General features: G+C 46.1%; 11 protein-coding genes and 8 tRNA genes. 18 read left to right on the top strand and 1 reads right to left on the bottom strand.

What is annotated here, in order from left to right; genetic code table 11:
• Positions 1 to 19: 19 nt before the first annotated feature.
• The 5 genes from truD to rpoS all read left to right on the top strand — a co-directional run bounded on the left by truD (position 20) and on the right by rpoS (position 4,580).
• Positions 20 to 1,144 carry a tRNA pseudouridine(13) synthase TruD gene (gene truD / locus Q4Q54_RS18795; RefSeq protein ID WP_311891861.1) on the top strand — a complete coding sequence of 375 codons (1,125 nt, stop codon included), beginning with the start codon at positions 20 to 22 and terminating at the stop codon, positions 1,142 to 1,144.
• A complete protein-coding gene (gene surE / locus Q4Q54_RS18790; protein ID WP_106651220.1) occupies positions 1,141 to 1,890 on the top strand; it encodes a 5'/3'-nucleotidase SurE in 750 nt (249 codons plus the stop codon). Before truD ends, surE begins: the two co-directional genes overlap by 4 nt.
• Positions 1,887 to 2,522 carry a protein-L-isoaspartate(D-aspartate) O-methyltransferase gene (locus tag Q4Q54_RS18785; protein WP_012197442.1) on the top strand — a complete coding sequence of 212 codons (636 nt, stop codon included), beginning with the start codon at positions 1,887 to 1,889 and terminating at the stop codon, positions 2,520 to 2,522. Before surE ends, Q4Q54_RS18785 begins: the two co-directional genes overlap by 4 nt.
• 100 nt (positions 2,523 to 2,622) lie before the next feature.
• Positions 2,623 to 3,519, top strand: coding sequence for a peptidoglycan DD-metalloendopeptidase family protein (locus Q4Q54_RS18780; RefSeq protein WP_311989239.1), 897 nt, complete (start codon positions 2,623 to 2,625; stop codon positions 3,517 to 3,519).
• A gap of 80 nt (positions 3,520 to 3,599) precedes the next feature.
• The gene (gene rpoS, locus Q4Q54_RS18775; RefSeq protein WP_106651218.1) at positions 3,600 to 4,580 is read left to right on the top strand and encodes an RNA polymerase sigma factor RpoS; all 981 of its coding nucleotides are present in this window, start codon (positions 3,600 to 3,602) and stop codon (positions 4,578 to 4,580) included.
• A 203-nt stretch (positions 4,581 to 4,783) separates the two neighbouring features.
• Here rpoS and mutS read toward each other — a convergent pair whose 3' ends face one another.
• Positions 4,784 to 7,354 carry a DNA mismatch repair protein MutS gene (gene mutS, locus Q4Q54_RS18770; RefSeq protein WP_311989238.1) on the bottom strand — a complete coding sequence of 857 codons (2,571 nt, stop codon included), beginning with the start codon at positions 7,352 to 7,354 and terminating at the stop codon, positions 4,784 to 4,786.
• A gap of 403 nt (positions 7,355 to 7,757) precedes the next feature.
• On the opposite strand from mutS, the gene recA reads away from it, so the two are divergent.
• The 13 genes from recA (at position 7,758) to Q4Q54_RS18705 (ending at position 15,101) form a co-directional block, all read left to right on the top strand.
• Entirely contained in the window at positions 7,758 to 8,825 is a 1,068-nt protein-coding gene (recA, locus tag Q4Q54_RS18765; protein WP_259510686.1) for a recombinase RecA, read from the top strand.
• A 17-nt stretch (positions 8,826 to 8,842) separates the two neighbouring features.
• On the top strand, positions 8,843 to 9,313 hold the full coding sequence (locus Q4Q54_RS18760; RefSeq protein ID WP_371824904.1) for a regulatory protein RecX: 471 nt from the start codon (positions 8,843 to 8,845) through the stop codon (positions 9,311 to 9,313).
• 342 nt (positions 9,314 to 9,655) lie between these two features.
• On the top strand, positions 9,656 to 12,280 hold the full coding sequence (alaS, locus tag Q4Q54_RS18755; protein ID WP_311989237.1) for an alanine--tRNA ligase: 2,625 nt from the start codon (positions 9,656 to 9,658) through the stop codon (positions 12,278 to 12,280).
• A 9-nt stretch (positions 12,281 to 12,289) separates the two neighbouring features.
• Positions 12,290 to 13,546, top strand: a complete 1,257-nt coding sequence (locus Q4Q54_RS18750; RefSeq protein WP_006082603.1) for an aspartate kinase — start codon at positions 12,290 to 12,292, stop codon at positions 13,544 to 13,546.
• A 118-nt stretch (positions 13,547 to 13,664) separates the two neighbouring features.
• Positions 13,665 to 13,862 (top strand): carbon storage regulator CsrA, encoded by a 198-nt coding sequence (gene csrA, locus Q4Q54_RS18745; protein WP_006082602.1) that lies wholly within the window; start codon positions 13,665 to 13,667, stop codon positions 13,860 to 13,862.
• A 205-nt stretch (positions 13,863 to 14,067) separates the two neighbouring features.
• Positions 14,068 to 14,159, top strand: a tRNA-Ser gene (locus Q4Q54_RS18740).
• A gap of 22 nt (positions 14,160 to 14,181) precedes the next feature.
• Positions 14,182 to 14,258, top strand: a tRNA-Arg gene (locus Q4Q54_RS18735).
• 34 nt (positions 14,259 to 14,292) lie between these two features.
• Positions 14,293 to 14,369: transfer RNA gene (locus tag Q4Q54_RS18730), tRNA-Arg, on the top strand.
• Between the two features lie 87 nt (positions 14,370 to 14,456).
• Positions 14,457 to 14,533 (top strand) — tRNA-Arg (locus Q4Q54_RS18725).
• A gap of 48 nt (positions 14,534 to 14,581) precedes the next feature.
• A tRNA-Arg gene (locus Q4Q54_RS18720) sits at positions 14,582 to 14,658 on the top strand.
• 49 nt (positions 14,659 to 14,707) lie between these two features.
• Positions 14,708 to 14,784 (top strand) — tRNA-Arg (locus Q4Q54_RS18715).
• 45 nt (positions 14,785 to 14,829) lie between these two features.
• Positions 14,830 to 14,921: transfer RNA gene (locus Q4Q54_RS18710), tRNA-Ser, on the top strand.
• Positions 14,922 to 15,024: 103 nt separating this feature from the next.
• Positions 15,025 to 15,101 (top strand) — tRNA-Arg (locus Q4Q54_RS18705).
• Positions 15,102 to 15,130: the final 29 nt, after the last annotated feature.

Raw genomic sequence — 15,130 nt, 5'->3', positions numbered from 1 at the left:
TTAAGAGTAAAAAAGTCCCATGAGCGAATTACATTATCTGTATGGCAAGCCTTTAGGTACAGCAGATTTAAGAACCCAAAATAGCGATTTTATCGTGAAAGAGATTTTACCTTTTAGCCCAACGGGTGAAGGTGAACATCACATGCTGCATGTACGCAAAGAAGGGCTAAATACAGTACAAGTCGCTGAAATGATCGCTAAGTTCGCTAAGGTGCATCCAAAGGAAGTGACCTACGCTGGGCAAAAAGATAAAAATGCCATCACAGAACAATGGTTCGGTGTGCGTATTCCGGGCAAAGAAACGCCTACTTGGAAAGATCTCAATAGTGAGCGTTTGACTATATTGTCGAGCAGCCGTCACAGCAAAAAACTGCGAATTGGTGCTTTAGTCGGTAACCGTTTTATTCTTACCCTTAGAAATGTCACCCAAGTCGAAGACATTATCAGCCGCATCGAAAAGGTCGCTCAAGTGGGCGTGCCCAATTACTTTGGTGAGCAACGCTTTGGTCACGATGGTAAAAACTTAGTATTTGGTCGCCAAATGATGGCGGGTAAAAAAGTCAAAGACAGAAATAAGCGCAGCATGTACCTGTCTGCGGTGCGCTCAAATCTGTTTAACACTGTGGTGTCATACCGTTTGGCCAACCATGGCACTAAGCCGCTAGCAGGTGATTGTGTGATGTTGGCGGGCAGTAAAAGCTTCTTTGTTACGCCTGAATGGGATCTCATCGTGTTGAAACGTCTGATTGAAAAAGACATTCAACTGTCAGCACCTTTATGGGGCCGTGGCATGATGCTACCCCAAGGTGAAGCTGCAGCAGTGGAAACCTTGGCCATGAGTGAATTGGCCGACGATTGCTATGGCCTTGAACATGCGGGATTAGAACAAGAGCGTCGTCCGTTACTGCTTGAGCCCCAAGGTCTGAAATACGAACAAACCGCCGATGGTCTTGTGCTGGAGTTTGTGCTGCCTGCGGGTAGTTTTGCCACATCCTTGTTGAGAGAGTTAGTCAATTATCAAGATGTTAAAGAGCAGCAATGGCAAGCGACACTAGTGCAAGAGCCTGCGCCCGAGGTAACGAATACCCACGTCGCAGCAGAGACTAACCCTGAAGCTGCGCCTAACACTGAAGCAGAGTCATGATCCGCATTTTAGTGAGCAATGATGACGGGGTTAATGCGCCGGGGATCAAAGCCTTAACCGAGGCGTTGACCGAGATTGCGACTGTATTAACAGTAGGGCCTGATCGCAACTGCTCCGGCGCGAGCAATTCATTAACCTTGACTAATCCATTAAGAATTAATAGGTTAGATAACGGTTACATTTCAGTTCACGGTACACCGACCGATTGTGTGCATTTGGCTATCCGAGAATTGTACGATGGTGAACCCGATATGGTGGTGTCTGGCATCAATGCGGGCGCGAACATGGGCGATGATACCTTGTATTCAGGGACGGTTGCTGCCGCGATGGAAGGGCGCTTTTTAGGTTTTCCTGCGGTAGCGATTTCGCTCAATGGCCGTAAATTCGAACATTATCAATCGGCGGCGATTTATGCTCGGCGGATAGTTCAAGGTTTGTTGGCCCAGCCTCTGGCAAAGGATCAGATCTTAAATGTGAATGTGCCGGACTTGCCGCTTGAGCAAATTAAAGGCATTAAAGTGACCCGTCTCGGCGCTCGTCATAAGGCTGAAGGCATAGTACGAACCCAAGATCCCGCAGGACGCGAGATCTTCTGGCTCGGTCCACCAGGACAAGAGCAGGATGCCACTGAGGGCACTGATTTTCATGCTGTCGCCAATGGCTATGTGTCAATTACGCCTTTGACGGTTGATTTAACTGCCTACGGACAACTAACGGCATTGCAAAATTGGGTAGATAAAATATGACTCGAGTTGCCTTAACATCGGCGGTGAACTTAGCTAAAAAGCTTCATGATGCGGGGATCCGTAATCAAGCCGTGTTAAAGGCGATATCGCATACGCCGCGGGAAATGTTTCTCGATAATGCGCTAGCCCATAAAGCCTATGAAAATACCGCTTTACCGATTGGCCAAGGGCAAACTATCTCTCAGCCTTATATCGTCGCCCGTATGACCGAACTCTTACTGCATAAGATGCCCCAGCGCGTATTAGAAGTGGGTACAGGTTCGGGTTATCAGGCAGCCATTTTAGCGCAATTGGTGCCGCAGCTTTGTACTATCGAGCGAATAAAAGGCTTACAAATTCAAGCAAGACAGCGCTTAAAACGCTTAGATTTACATAATGTGTCGTTTAAATATGGCGATGGCTGGTTAGGTTGGGCGAATCGTAGTCCGTTCGATGCCATTATGGTGACCGCTGCCGCTTCAACCATACCTGAGGCCTTGTTGTCTCAGTTAGCCGAGGGCGGAGTCTTAGTCTTGCCAGTCGGCGAAGACACCCAACAATTGATGCGAATCACTCGTACAGGGGAACGTTTTAGTTCGGAAACAATTGAAACGGTTAAATTTGTCCCTTTGATCAATGGAGAGTTAGCTTAACCTTGTGTTGTGCTAGTGTCCTTACTGAATAGCTTGTCTTGCATCGAGGGCATTGTTTTTTCATCATAAACAGTAATACAGCCTCACCAAGGAGTTTTTATTGTTGAATGCGGGTTTAGTCTTAAACCTCTGCTTTATATTTCTGCTTGCAGGCTGCAGCTTTCAGGCCAGCCGACCCGCGCCCGTCGAAAACATTTCCCACAGCTACTCTAAAAACAACAAAGGCCACATTAAATCTAATTCATATAAAGTTAAGAAAGGTGACACGCTTTACTCTATTTCGTGGGGGGCTGGAAAGGATTTTTCTGAAATAGCTAAACTTAATCAATTAGATAACCCTTATACAATTTACCCCGGACAGATTTTATATTTAACGAATGCTAAGTCGAGCAGTCAGTCCAAATCTACGACTTTAGATGGAAAGAAAACGAGTTCCTCGGGTAATAATTCTAGTAAAACTGATAAAAAACAATCAGATAATCAAGTTTATCAAACAGGCGCTAAGTCAAGTAATGATCTGAAAAAAACACTTGATCAGAAAGCTAAGCCCGCGTACCTTGTAACAAGTTCCCAACAAAACGTTAACTCAATCATGGTTCCACCGACTTCGACACTACCAACCAGTGTGAGTCAGTGGGAGTGGCCAGTAAGAGGGAAGTTAATCGGGACTTACTCTGCCAATGAGCAGGGAAATAAAGGCATTAAGATCGCGGGAAATCGGGGAGATATCATCAAAGCTGCTGCAGATGGGCGGGTGGTATATGCAGGAAGTGCTCTTAGGGGTTACGGTAATTTAGTGATTATTAAACATAGTGACGATTACCTTAGTGCTTATGCTCATACGGACAAGATCTTAGTCAAAGAAAAGCAACATGTCCTCGCAGGGCAGACAGTTGCGAAAATGGGCAGTACAGGTGCCAATCGGGTAATGTTACATTTTGAAATTCGTTACCATGGACAGTCTGTAAACCCACTTACTTATTTACCCAAACAATGATTGCTTGGGGCCTTGTTGGCAAATGGAGGATAGGAAATTGCACTAATTCAGCAGTTTAATCAGGTTTGGGAGATTTAATCATGAGCCGCATAAAAAGCACTGCCGCAGAAGCACTAGTAGATTTTTCCGTAGAAACCGTTGACTTCGATCTTGAAAAAGAAGAAGTTGCATCCGACTTAGTTCAAGAGCTAGGAATAGAGCAACAGGTTCAAGATGACCTGCAAAAAAATCTTGATGCCACTCAACTTTACCTTGGTGAGATTGGTTTTTCCCCACTGCTTAGCGCAGAAGAAGAAGTTTACTTTTCCCGTAAAGCCTTAAAAGGCTGCGCAAAATCCCGCAATCGCATGATTGAAAGTAATTTACGTCTGGTCGTAAAGATTGCCCGTCGTTACAACAATCGTGGTTTAGCACTGCTTGATCTTATCGAAGAAGGCAACTTAGGTTTAATTCGTGCCGTTGAAAAGTTTGATCCAGAAAGAGGTTTCCGTTTTTCAACCTATGCGACTTGGTGGATTAGACAAACCATTGAGCGCGCTATTATGAATCAGACTCGTACGATTCGTTTGCCTATTCATGTTGTTAAAGAACTCAACGTTTACTTGCGTACCGCTCGCGAGTTAGCACAAAAACTCGATCACGAACCAACGGCCGAAGAAATTGCCGAAAAACTACAAGTGTCGAGTGCAGATGTCAGCCGTATGCTTAAGCTGAATGAGAAAATCACCTCTGTCGATACGCCTTTGGGGGGCGATAATGACAAGGCGTTGCTGGATATTTTAGCCGATGACGATAACGTTGGCCCTGACTATAAAGTGCAAGATGAAGATATTTCTAATTCAGTGGTCAAATGGCTCAATGAGTTAAACACTAAACAAAGAGAAGTGTTAGCCCGCCGTTTTGGTCTGTTAGGTTATGAACCTTCTACACTCGAAGATGTGGGTGCTGAAATTGGTTTGACCCGTGAACGTGTTCGTCAAATCCAAGTGGAAGCATTGAAACGTTTACGTGACTTATTAGGATCTCAAGGTTTATCTGTTGAAGCATTGTTTAGAAACTAATTATTTCGAAACTAATAAATGAGAAATTAAGATCAGTTGTTCGTTGATCTCTATGCCTAGCTCCTAGCTAAGGTCTAGTGATTTAGTCTAGTGCTTAGGTCTAGTCGATAAAAGTAAAACGCCCACTAGAGAGTGGGCGTTGTTGTTTCTAATCCTTTATTGCTTATCATATCGCTTAGCGAATATCACTCGCTCACAGAGTGTTAGCTCAGACGTTTCAGCTCATAGAGCAAATCAAGTGCTTGTTTTGGCGTTAAGTTATCGGGATTAATGCTACTTAACTTCGTTAGCGCTGGATTCTCAACCGGTTCAGGTAACGCGAGTAAGCTTTGAATAGGCGTCCTCGTTCCTTCAGCTTGATGATCGCGACTCTCCAATTGCTGCAACTTATGTTTAGCGGCTTTAATCACTTTGTTTGGTACGCCGGCAAGCGCCGCAACTTGTAAGCCGTAGCTTTTACTAGCGGCGCCTTCTTGCACTGCATGCATAAAGGCGATGGTATCGTCGTGTTCAATGGCATCGAGGTGCACATTGTAAACACCAGCCATTAATTCAGGTAACTGAGTTAGTTCAAAATAATGGGTGGCGAATAGGGTCATAGCGCCGACTTGCTGAGCTAAATACTCTGCTGCCGACCAAGCGAGCGATAAACCATCATAGGTGGATGTGCCGCGGCCGATTTCATCCATTAACACTAAGCTACTGGCGGTGGCGTTGTGCAGAATGTTGGCGGTTTCTGTCATTTCGACCATAAAAGTTGAACGGCCAGAGGCCAGATCGTCGGAGGCGCCAATACGGGTAAAGATGCGATCGATAGGGCCGATCAGTGCGCGATCTGCTGGCACAAAACAACCAATATGGGCCATCAGCGTGATCAAGGCGACTTGACGCATATAGGTCGATTTACCGCCCATGTTAGGTCCGGTGACAATCAACATACGTCTTTGATTATGCAAGGTCACGGGGTTAGCGATAAACGGTGTTTGACTCACGCGCTCCACCACGGGATGGCGACCTGCCTCTATCTGTACGCCGATATCTTGGCTCAGCTCTGGGCAAGTGTAGCCTAAGGTGTCGGCGCGTTCGGCAAAGTTACTCAACACATCAAGCTCTGCCGCAGCTCGAGCAAAAGCTTGTAATTCATGTAACTTTGGTAGAATAAGATCGAACAACTGTTCCCATAACTGCTTTTCGAGTGCCAGCGCTTTACCTTGGCTCGAGAGCACTTTTTCTTCGTACTCCTTAAGTTCGGGCGTGATATAACGCTCCATATTCTTAAGGGTTTGACGGCGTTGATAATTGAGCGGTACTTGTGAGGATTGCAGGCGGCTTACTTCGATGTAATAGCCGTGTACGCGGTTATAGCCGACTTTAAGTGTATTGATGCCAGTACGTTCTTTTTCTCTGGCTTCAAGTTGTACTAAGTAATCACTCGCTCCTTCGCTCAGACTGCGCCATTCATCTAGTTCGCTGTTGTAGCCTTCACGGATCACCCCGCCATCGCGGATAAGTATAGGTGGATTATCGACTATCGCGCGCTCAAGTAGGGCTTGCTCAGCGGGGAACTCGCCTAAGTGTTGACGCAATTGAGTCGTGTGCGGCGCGCTCAGTGTACTTAAACTCTGTTGTAATTCAGGCAATAAGCCCAGCGCTTGACGTAAACGTGCAAAGTCCCTTGGACGGGCAGTGCGCAGGGCTAACCTTGCCATGATACGTTCGATATCGCCAAGTGCCTTTAACTGCTCATGCAAACCTTCGTGGGCTGCGGTATCGAGGAGTTCAGTCACCGCCTGTTGGCGCGCCTTGATTTGCTTAGGATCTCGCAGAGGCTGATGGATCCAGCGTTGTAACATACGGCTGCCCATAGGCGTTGCCGTGTTATCCAATACTGCGGCTAAGGTATTATCGCGGCCACCGGCAAGGTTTTGAGTTAATTCTAAATTTCGGCGAGTTGCCGCATCGAGTACTATGCTATCGGTTTGATTGAAGCGGATAATGGCATTGATATGGGGCAGTGCCGTGCGCTGTGTGTCTTTGACATATTGCATCAAGCAACCCGCAGCCTGCAGTGATAAACGTGCATCTGCGATGCCAAAACCATGCAAGTCTTTCGTGCCAAACTGGGCCAGTAGTAACTTGATACTCGTATCGTAATCAAATTCCCACTCGGGGCGACGGCGTTTGCCTTTAAAACCGTTAAGTAGACCTAGTTCACCAAAATCTTCACTGTAGAGAATTTCAACGGGATTAGTGCGTTGCAATTCCGCTTCTAATGACTCTCGGGTGTCGAGCTCTGCAATCACAAAACGTCCGGATGAAATATCTAATGTGGCATAACCAAAACCGACTTTACCTTGATAAACCGCGGCTAACAGATTGTCTTGGCGTTCCTGCAGCAACGCTTCGTCGGTTAAGGTGCCTGGCGTGACAATTCGCACCACTTTACGTTCTACCGGTCCTTTAGATGTCGCGGGATCGCCAATCTGTTCGCAAATCGCAACTGATTGACCAATTTGAACTAATTTTGCAAGATAGCCTTCCACAGCATGGTAAGGAAGTCCCGCCATCGGAATAGGATCGCCACCACTTTTACCGCGCGCAGTGAGTGAAATGCCTAACAGCTCAGAAGCACGTTTAGCATCGTCATAAAACAACTCGTAGAAGTCACCCATGCGATAAAACAGCAACATATCGTGATGTTCTGCTTTCATCGTCAAGTACTGACGCATCATAGGAGTATGTTTTTCTAAATCATCGGTATCAATTACATTCATTAAATCGTTATCGTCCGTTGTGACTGCCTAAAGGCGATACAGTTTGTGTGGTTAAGGGTGATTAAGCGCTATGGAAGCGGAAGACTGCTGTACAATTTTCAGCTAAAAAGACCACGCAAAATTTGCTGCGCCAATCTTAGCAATAATTTACCGAAAATTGAGCCCTTGATGACGGATATTCGTCAAAGGGATGCAATATCGAATTTGATATTCGCTAAAACCTTAGCCATATTAAAAAATCCCATTAGCTAAAAATAATTCAGCCATAGGTCTTGATACTGTATGATTGTACAGTATACTAGTCAGCAGAATTAAGACAAAAAGCGCGGCTTTTTGAATTACCCGTTTGTAAATTGAATATTATTTTTGACAGCTTAAGGCTTGTCTTGATGAGGGAACTGGAATGAAGGTCGATCCAAATAAAGAGAAAGCACTTGCTGCGGTATTGATCCAAATTGAGAAACAATTTGGTAAAGGCTCCATCATGAAGCTGGGCGAAGATCGCTCTATGGATGTTGAGACCATTTCTACCGGTTCTCTGTCTCTGGACGTTGCTTTAGGTGCTGGCGGTTTGCCAATGGGTCGTATCGTTGAGATCTATGGTCCTGAATCATCAGGTAAAACGACACTGACTTTAGAAGTGATTGCCGCAGCGCAACGTGAAGGTAAAACCTGTGCCTTTATCGATGCAGAGCATGCACTCGACCCTATCTATGCTAAAAAATTGGGCGTAGATATTGATAACCTTCTGTGTTCACAACCAGATACCGGCGAGCAAGCGCTGGAGATTTGTGATGCATTAACTCGCTCAGGCGCTGTTGACGTTATCGTCGTTGACTCAGTGGCGGCATTAACGCCTAAAGCTGAAATCGAAGGTGAAATTGGTGATTCTCACATGGGCCTAGCGGCACGTATGATGAGCCAAGCTATGCGTAAACTTGCTGGTAACTTAAAGCAATCTAACACCTTACTTATCTTCATCAACCAAATCCGGATGAAGATTGGTGTGATGTTCGGTAACCCAGAAACGACAACCGGTGGTAACGCGCTGAAGTTCTATGCTTCTGTTCGTTTAGACATTCGTCGTACTGGTGCCATTAAAGACGGCGATGAAGTTGTCGGTAACGAAACTCGTGTTAAAGTGGTGAAGAACAAGGTTGCAGCACCGTTCAAGCAAGCCGAATTCCAAATCCTTTATGGCCAAGGTATTAACCGTACCGGTGAGTTAGTTGACTTAGGCGTAGCCCATAAGTTGATTGAAAAAGCGGGTGCTTGGTACAGCTATAAAGGCGATAAAATCGGTCAAGGCCGTGCTAATGCGGGTAAATATTTGACTGAAAACCCAGCCATTGCTGCTGAAATTGACAAGACATTACGTGAATTGCTTTTGAGCAATCCTAGTGCACTGGCTGCTAAAGATGATGCTAGCACGGAAGATAATGTTGATTTAGAAACAGGCGAAGTATTCTGAGTCAGTCAGCCCGTCAAATCGCGGTCGCGCTGTTAGCGCGCCGCGATTATTCCCGCCTACAAATCCGCGATAAATTGCTCGAAAAAGGTTTCGAACTGAATGATATCGAACCTGTGCTCGATGCATGTGAATCCTCCGGTTTTATCAATGATAATCGCTATGCTGAACTGTTGGTCCGTAGCCACATTAGTCGAGGTCACGGTGCCATCCGCATTCGCCAAGCGATAGCGCAAAAAGGCCTGTCTAAAGATTGCATTGAAGCGGCGATAACCAATAGTGATTGTGACTGGTTTGAGCTAGCAAAAGATAAAGCCACTAAAAAATATGGAATTCCCCGCGTAACAGAAGTGAAGGGCTCTACAGCCCGGGATCTCATCGCGAAGGAAAAGGCCAAACGAGTGCGGTTTTTAATGGGCCAAGGCTTTAGCTACGATCAAATCACTTATGCGTTAGATTCAGATCCCAATGATCTCGACGACGATTATTAATCGCCTCAACTCATCGATTGCGATGTAACCTTAAGACTGCAAAAGCTCCTTTAAATATCACTCAATAGGCTTGGTACAATTTCGTTTGATATCGAGTTAAATTCACTCGACACTGCCCTTAATCGCGTAAAATTCATATCGTCATCAATTACCCTTTACTTTGCCATTTTGCCTCTAGCCACTCTTACGTGGGCGATTCACACTAAAATATTAAATTCCTGATGTGTATATCACCAATCAAGGCTGGTCGTCCTTACTCAGTCTGCTTATAATGCTGGGCAAATAGAAATACGGCTAGCCTAAGGCGTAGCTGGTAATGCTTACCCAATTCAGGATGATTTCATGTATCAAACTACAGCAGAGCTTAGAAGCGCTTTCCTCGAATTTTTCCGCAGCAATGGTCATCAAGTTGTGGACAGTAGTTCATTAGTGCCAGGCAACGATCCCACACTTTTATTTACCAATGCAGGCATGAACCAGTTCAAGGACGTGTTTCTTGGCATGGACAAACGCAATTATACGCGTGCGACCACTGCTCAACGTTGTGTACGCGCCGGTGGTAAGCATAACGATTTAGATAACGTCGGTTATACAGCACGTCATCACACCTTTTTCGAAATGCTGGGTAACTTCAGTTTTGGTGATTATTTCAAAGAAGAAGCGATTCGCTTTGGCTGGACTTTCTTAACTGAAACTTTAAAGCTGCCGAAGGAACGTCTGTGCGTCACGATTTATCAAACAGATGATGAAGCCTTTGAAATCTGGAATAAAAAGATTGGTGTTGCTGCCGAGAACATTATCCGTATCGGCGACAACAAAGGTGCTGCTTATGCGTCAGATAACTTCTGGCAAATGGGTGATACCGGTCCTTGCGGCCCATGTTCTGAGATTTTCTATGACCATGGCGACCATATTTGGGGCGGCCGTCCTGGCAGTCCCGAAGAAGATGGCGACCGTTTCATCGAAATCTGGAACATAGTGTTCATGCAGTACAACCGTCAAGCATCGGGTGAAATGCTACCTTTGCCTAAGCCATCGGTTGATACTGGCATGGGGATTGAGCGTATTGCCGCGATTATGCAAGGCGTACATTCTAACTACGAAATCGATATCTTCCGTACGCTGATAGCCAAAGCGGCAGAAATCATCGGCGTAAGCGATTTAACCGAGAAGTCACTGCGCGTCATTGCCGACCATATCCGTTCATGTGCATTCCTTATTGCCGATGGTGTTATGCCGTCGAACGAAGGCCGCGGTTATGTGCTGCGCCGCATTATCCGCCGCGCAGTTCGCCATGGTAACAAGTTAGGCGCGACCGAAGCTTTCTTCTATAAGCTGGTTCCGTCTTTGATTGCGGTGATGGGCGATGCGGCCAAAGGGTTAGCTGAGACTCAAGCGATTGTTGAAAAAGCACTGAAAGCGGAAGAAGAGCAATTTGCCCGGACGCTTGAACGTGGTTTAGGCATTTTAGATACGGCCTTAAACGAGTTAAAAGGTAATACCTTAGACGGTGAAACTGTATTTAAGCTGTATGACACCTATGGCTTCCCAATGGATTTAACCGCTGACGTATGTCGTGAGCGCAACATCATTGTCGATGAGGCAGGTTTCGAAGTCGCCATGGCTGAACAACGTAGCCGCGCACAAGCTGCCGGTAACTTTGGTGCAGATTATAACGCGGCGCTGAAAATCGATGCTGAAACCGCATTCAGTGGTTACACCGAATTAGCGGGCCAAGCTAAGATCACTGCGATTTATCAAAACGGTGAGTCAGTGACGGCGATCAAAGCGGGTGACGAAGCGGTTGTCGTACTCGACGTAACACCTTTCTACGCAGAATCTGGCGGTCAAGTGGGTGATAAAGGCCAACTGGTTGCGAACGGTGTTGAGTTTACTGTTAATGACACACAAAAGTATGGTCAAGCAACGGGTCATCAAGGTGTTTTAACTACAGGTAACTTGAGTGTTGGCCAAGTTGTTGAAGCAAAAGTCGACAAAAAACTGCGTCATCGTACTCAGTTAAACCATTCTGTTACGCATTTACTGCATGCCGCACTGCGTCAAGTGCTCGGTACTCACGTCTCGCAAAAAGGTTCTTTGGTTGATCCTGAGCGTTTGCGTTTTGACTTCTCCCATTTCGAAGGTGTAAAAGCCGCGGAATTAAAAGAAGTTGAAGAATTAGTTAACACTCAAATTCGTCGTAACCATGAGCTGAAAACCGCTGAAATGGGTATAGATGAAGCCAAAGAGAAAGGCGCAATGGCGCTCTTTGGTGAGAAATATGACTCACAAGTGCGTGTTGTGACTATGGGCGATTTCTCTATCGAATTGTGTGGTGGTACCCATGTGGGCCGCACGGGCGATATCGGCTTATTCAAAATCACCTCTGAAGCGGGTATTGCTGCGGGTGTACGTCGTATCGAAGCCGTTACTGGTGCTGCTGCTATGGCCTATGTGGCGCAGCAACAAGCTGAACTGGAAGAAGCTGCAGCCTTATTGAAAGGCGATGCCAACTCAGTCGTTGCTAAGTTAAAAGCCCAGCTCGATAAGATGAAGCAACTCGAAAAAGAAATGGCGCAGTTGAAAGACAAGCTAGCTGCCGCAGCGAGTGCTGATTTAGTGGGTGATGCTATTGTGGTTAATGGCGTTAACGTACTGATCAAAAAGTTAGATGGCGTTGAGGCAAGCTCGTTACGCGGTCTACAAGATGAATTAAAACAAAAATTGAAATCGGCCATTATCGTTCTTGGCACTGCGCAGGAAGGGAAAGTTAACCTGATCGCCGGTGTGAGTAACGATCTGATCGGCAAAGTCAAAGCGGGTGAGCTAGTCGCTATGGTCGCTGCACAAGTGGGCGGTAAAGGCGGCGGTCGTCCTGATATGGCTCAAGCGGGCGGTAGCCAGCCAGAAAATCTGGATGCGGCATTGGCTCAAGTATTACCTTGGATTACTGAGCGTCTAGCTTAAGAGGTTGCTGTGCCCCAAAAACGAAAGCTTAGTGGTAGCAAGCTTTTTGTGAAAAAGTTCGGCGGCACTTCGGTGGGTTCTATTGAACGTATCGAAGCGGTCGCTGAGCAGATTACAAAGTCAGCTCACAATGGTGAGCAGCAAGTCTTAGTCTTATCTGCAATGGCGGGTGAGACTAATCGCCTATTTGCACTGGCAGCACAAATTAATCCGCGGGCCTCGGCGCGCGAATTAGACATGTTAGTGTCAACGGGTGAGCAAGTGAGCATTGCCTTGATGTCGATGGCGTTACAGCGTCGCGGTATTAAGGCGAAATCCCTTACGGGCGATCAGGTACAAATTCATACGAACAGTCAATTTGGCCGTGCCAGCATCGAGCGGGTGGATACTGAGTATTTGCAATCCTTATTAGCCGACGGTGTTGTGCCGATCGTTGCAGGGTTTCAAGGCATCGATCCTCAAGGCGAAGTCACAACCTTAGGACGCGGTGGTTCAGATACCACTGCTGTAGCCTTAGCGGCGGCGTTAGAAGCCGATGAATGCCAGATTTTTACCGATGTGGCAGGGGTATTCACCACAGATCCGAATATCGATAGCAGTGCCCGTCGTCTTGATGTGATTGGGTTTGATGTGATGCTCGAAATGGCAAAGTTAGGCGCTAAAGTATTGCATCCCGATTCAGTCGAATACGCCGAGCGTTTTCGTGTGCCATTGCGAGTCTTGTCGAGTTTTGAAGCTGGGCAGGGGACGTTAATCCAATTTGGCGATGAGTCTGAACTCACTATTGCCTCGTTAGTCCAAGGTATTGCTATTAATAAGGCGCTGGCAACGCTGACGATTGAAGGGCTGTTTACCACCAGTGAACGTTATCAAGCGCTGTTAGGCTGCTTAACGCGATTGGAAATCGATGTGGAATTTATTTCCCCATTGAGGATCCACGAGGATGATCCTTCGGGTCGAGTTAGTTTTATGCTCGCTGAAGCTAAGGTTGATACTCTGCTTAATGAGCTCGAAGGCTTAAGCGAAAGCCTTGCTCTCGGACCATTGATTATCGAACGGCAACGTGCAAAAGTATCTTTAGTTGGCAAAGGTTTACAGGCAAAAATGGGATTATTGACTAAGATGTTAGAAGTCTTGGGTAATGAAACTATTCATGCTAAGTTACTCACGACGTCAGAGAGTAAATTGTCAACCGTTATCGATGAAAGGGACTTACACAAGGCGGTTCGGGCGTTACATCACGCTTTCGAGCTAAATAAGGTGTAATTAAATAACCGTTTGAGTATTGAATACTATTAATTTGTACTAAGCTGACCTTATAATAAGCCCATCTACCGGATGAGTGCCGTGTGTAAGCTGAATTAAGAAATAAAGGAGCTATCGAATGCTGATTTTAACTCGTCGTGTTGGCGAAACACTGATGATTGGTGATGAAGTCACAGTTACAGTGCTAGGGGTAAAAGGCAATCAAGTGCGTATTGGTGTGAATGCACCAAAAGAGGTTTCTGTTCACCGTGAAGAAATCTACCAACGCATTCAATCTGAAAAATCAGGTACACCATCGGAAGGTGGTAACTTTTAGTACCTTGTCTTGGCAAGAGTATTACGGCAACAGAAGAGTCAGTTTTTTAACTGGCTTTTTTATTTTTTAGACCGAAAGATTGGCGCAAATCAATACATTGGCTTGATATAACAGCAATGTGATTAAAAACAGTTCAAATGGAATCTGTTTCGGAAAAAGGGTTTGACTTATTTTCGTCAAACAGTAATATGTGCGCCAAGAAAACGGAGAGGTGGCCGAGTGGCCGAAGGCGCTCCCCTGCTAAGGGAGTATGGGCTTTAACTCCCATCGAGGGTTCGAATCCCTCCTTCTCCGCCATTTCTTACCGATAGAAAACAGTGCGCGTGTAGCTCAGCTGGATAGAGTACCTGGCTACGAACCAGGCGGTCGGAGGTTCGACTCCTTCCACGCGCACCATTTTTTATTGAAAAAGTAAATTTAGATACAAGTCGCGCGTGTAGCTCAGCTGGATAGAGTACCTGGCTACGAACCAGGCGGTCGGAGGTTCGACTCCTTCCACGCGCACCATCTCTGCATTAGTTAATCTTTAACTCATCAGTTTTGAATTTAAGTTAGAAATTTTGTAGATAATTGCTTATAGCAAAATGTTAAAATGCGCGTGTAGCTCAGCTGGATAGAGTACCTGGCTACGAACCAGGCGGTCGGAGGTTCGACTCCTTCCACGCGCACCAATTTAGATTAATATGATTTCGGTCGTATTAATGTTTACCGTTTTAAATGCGCGTGTAGCTCAGCTGGATAGAGTACCTGGCTACGAACCAGGCGGTCGGAGGTTCGACTCCTTCCACGCGCACCAATTTAAATTAATATGATTTAGGTCGTATTAGTGTTTTACCGTTTAACATGCGCGTGTAGCTCAGCTGGATAGAGTACCTGGCTACGAACCAGGCGGTCGGAGGTTCGACTCCTTCCACGCGCACCAATATAGTTAACGAGATTCGTCTTGTTGATTTAAAGCGTTAAACGCGGAGAGGTGGCCGAGTGGCCGAAGGCGCTCCCCTGCTAAGGGAGTATGGGCTTTAACTCCCATCGAGGGTTCGAATCCCTCCTTCTCCGCCATTCTATTCTCTTAGTCGAGGGGAATAGAATAAATTTGCGAGATAAAAGTGCTTATCCTAGACTCAATCATGATTGGATCTGTTAGAAGTACAAAAACGAGTTTGCGCGTGTAGCTCAGCTGGATAGAGTACCTGGCTACGAACCAGGCGGTCGGAGGTTCGACTCCTTCCACGCGCACCATATAGATAAGCCCTGCAAGCAATTGCAGG

The sequence above is a fragment of the Shewanella sp. SP2S2-4 genome (assembly GCF_031932025.1).
Classification (GTDB): domain Bacteria; phylum Pseudomonadota; class Gammaproteobacteria; order Enterobacterales; family Shewanellaceae; genus Shewanella; species Shewanella baltica.
The sequence above is the reverse complement of the archived record's forward strand: the minus strand, read 5'-3'. Positions and strand labels throughout refer to the sequence as shown.

Excerpts from the sequence above, each read along its gene's own strand:
- truD (WP_311891861.1), top strand. The coding sequence starts at position 20 with ATGAGCGAATTACATTATCTGTATGGCAAGCCTTTAGGTACAGCAGAT.
- surE (WP_106651220.1), top strand. The coding sequence starts at position 1,141 with ATGATCCGCATTTTAGTGAGCAATGATGACGGGGTTAATGCGCCGGGG.
- Q4Q54_RS18785 (WP_012197442.1), top strand. The coding sequence starts at position 1,887 with ATGACTCGAGTTGCCTTAACATCGGCGGTGAACTTAGCTAAAAAGCTT.
- rpoS (WP_106651218.1), top strand. The coding sequence starts at position 3,600 with ATGAGCCGCATAAAAAGCACTGCCGCAGAAGCACTAGTAGATTTTTCC.
- mutS (WP_311989238.1), bottom strand. The coding sequence starts at position 7,354 with ATGAATGTAATTGATACCGATGATTTAGAAAAACATACTCCTATGATG.
- recA (WP_259510686.1), top strand. The coding sequence starts at position 7,758 with ATGAAGGTCGATCCAAATAAAGAGAAAGCACTTGCTGCGGTATTGATC.
- alaS (WP_311989237.1), top strand. The coding sequence starts at position 9,656 with ATGTATCAAACTACAGCAGAGCTTAGAAGCGCTTTCCTCGAATTTTTC.
- csrA (WP_006082602.1), top strand. The coding sequence starts at position 13,665 with ATGCTGATTTTAACTCGTCGTGTTGGCGAAACACTGATGATTGGTGAT.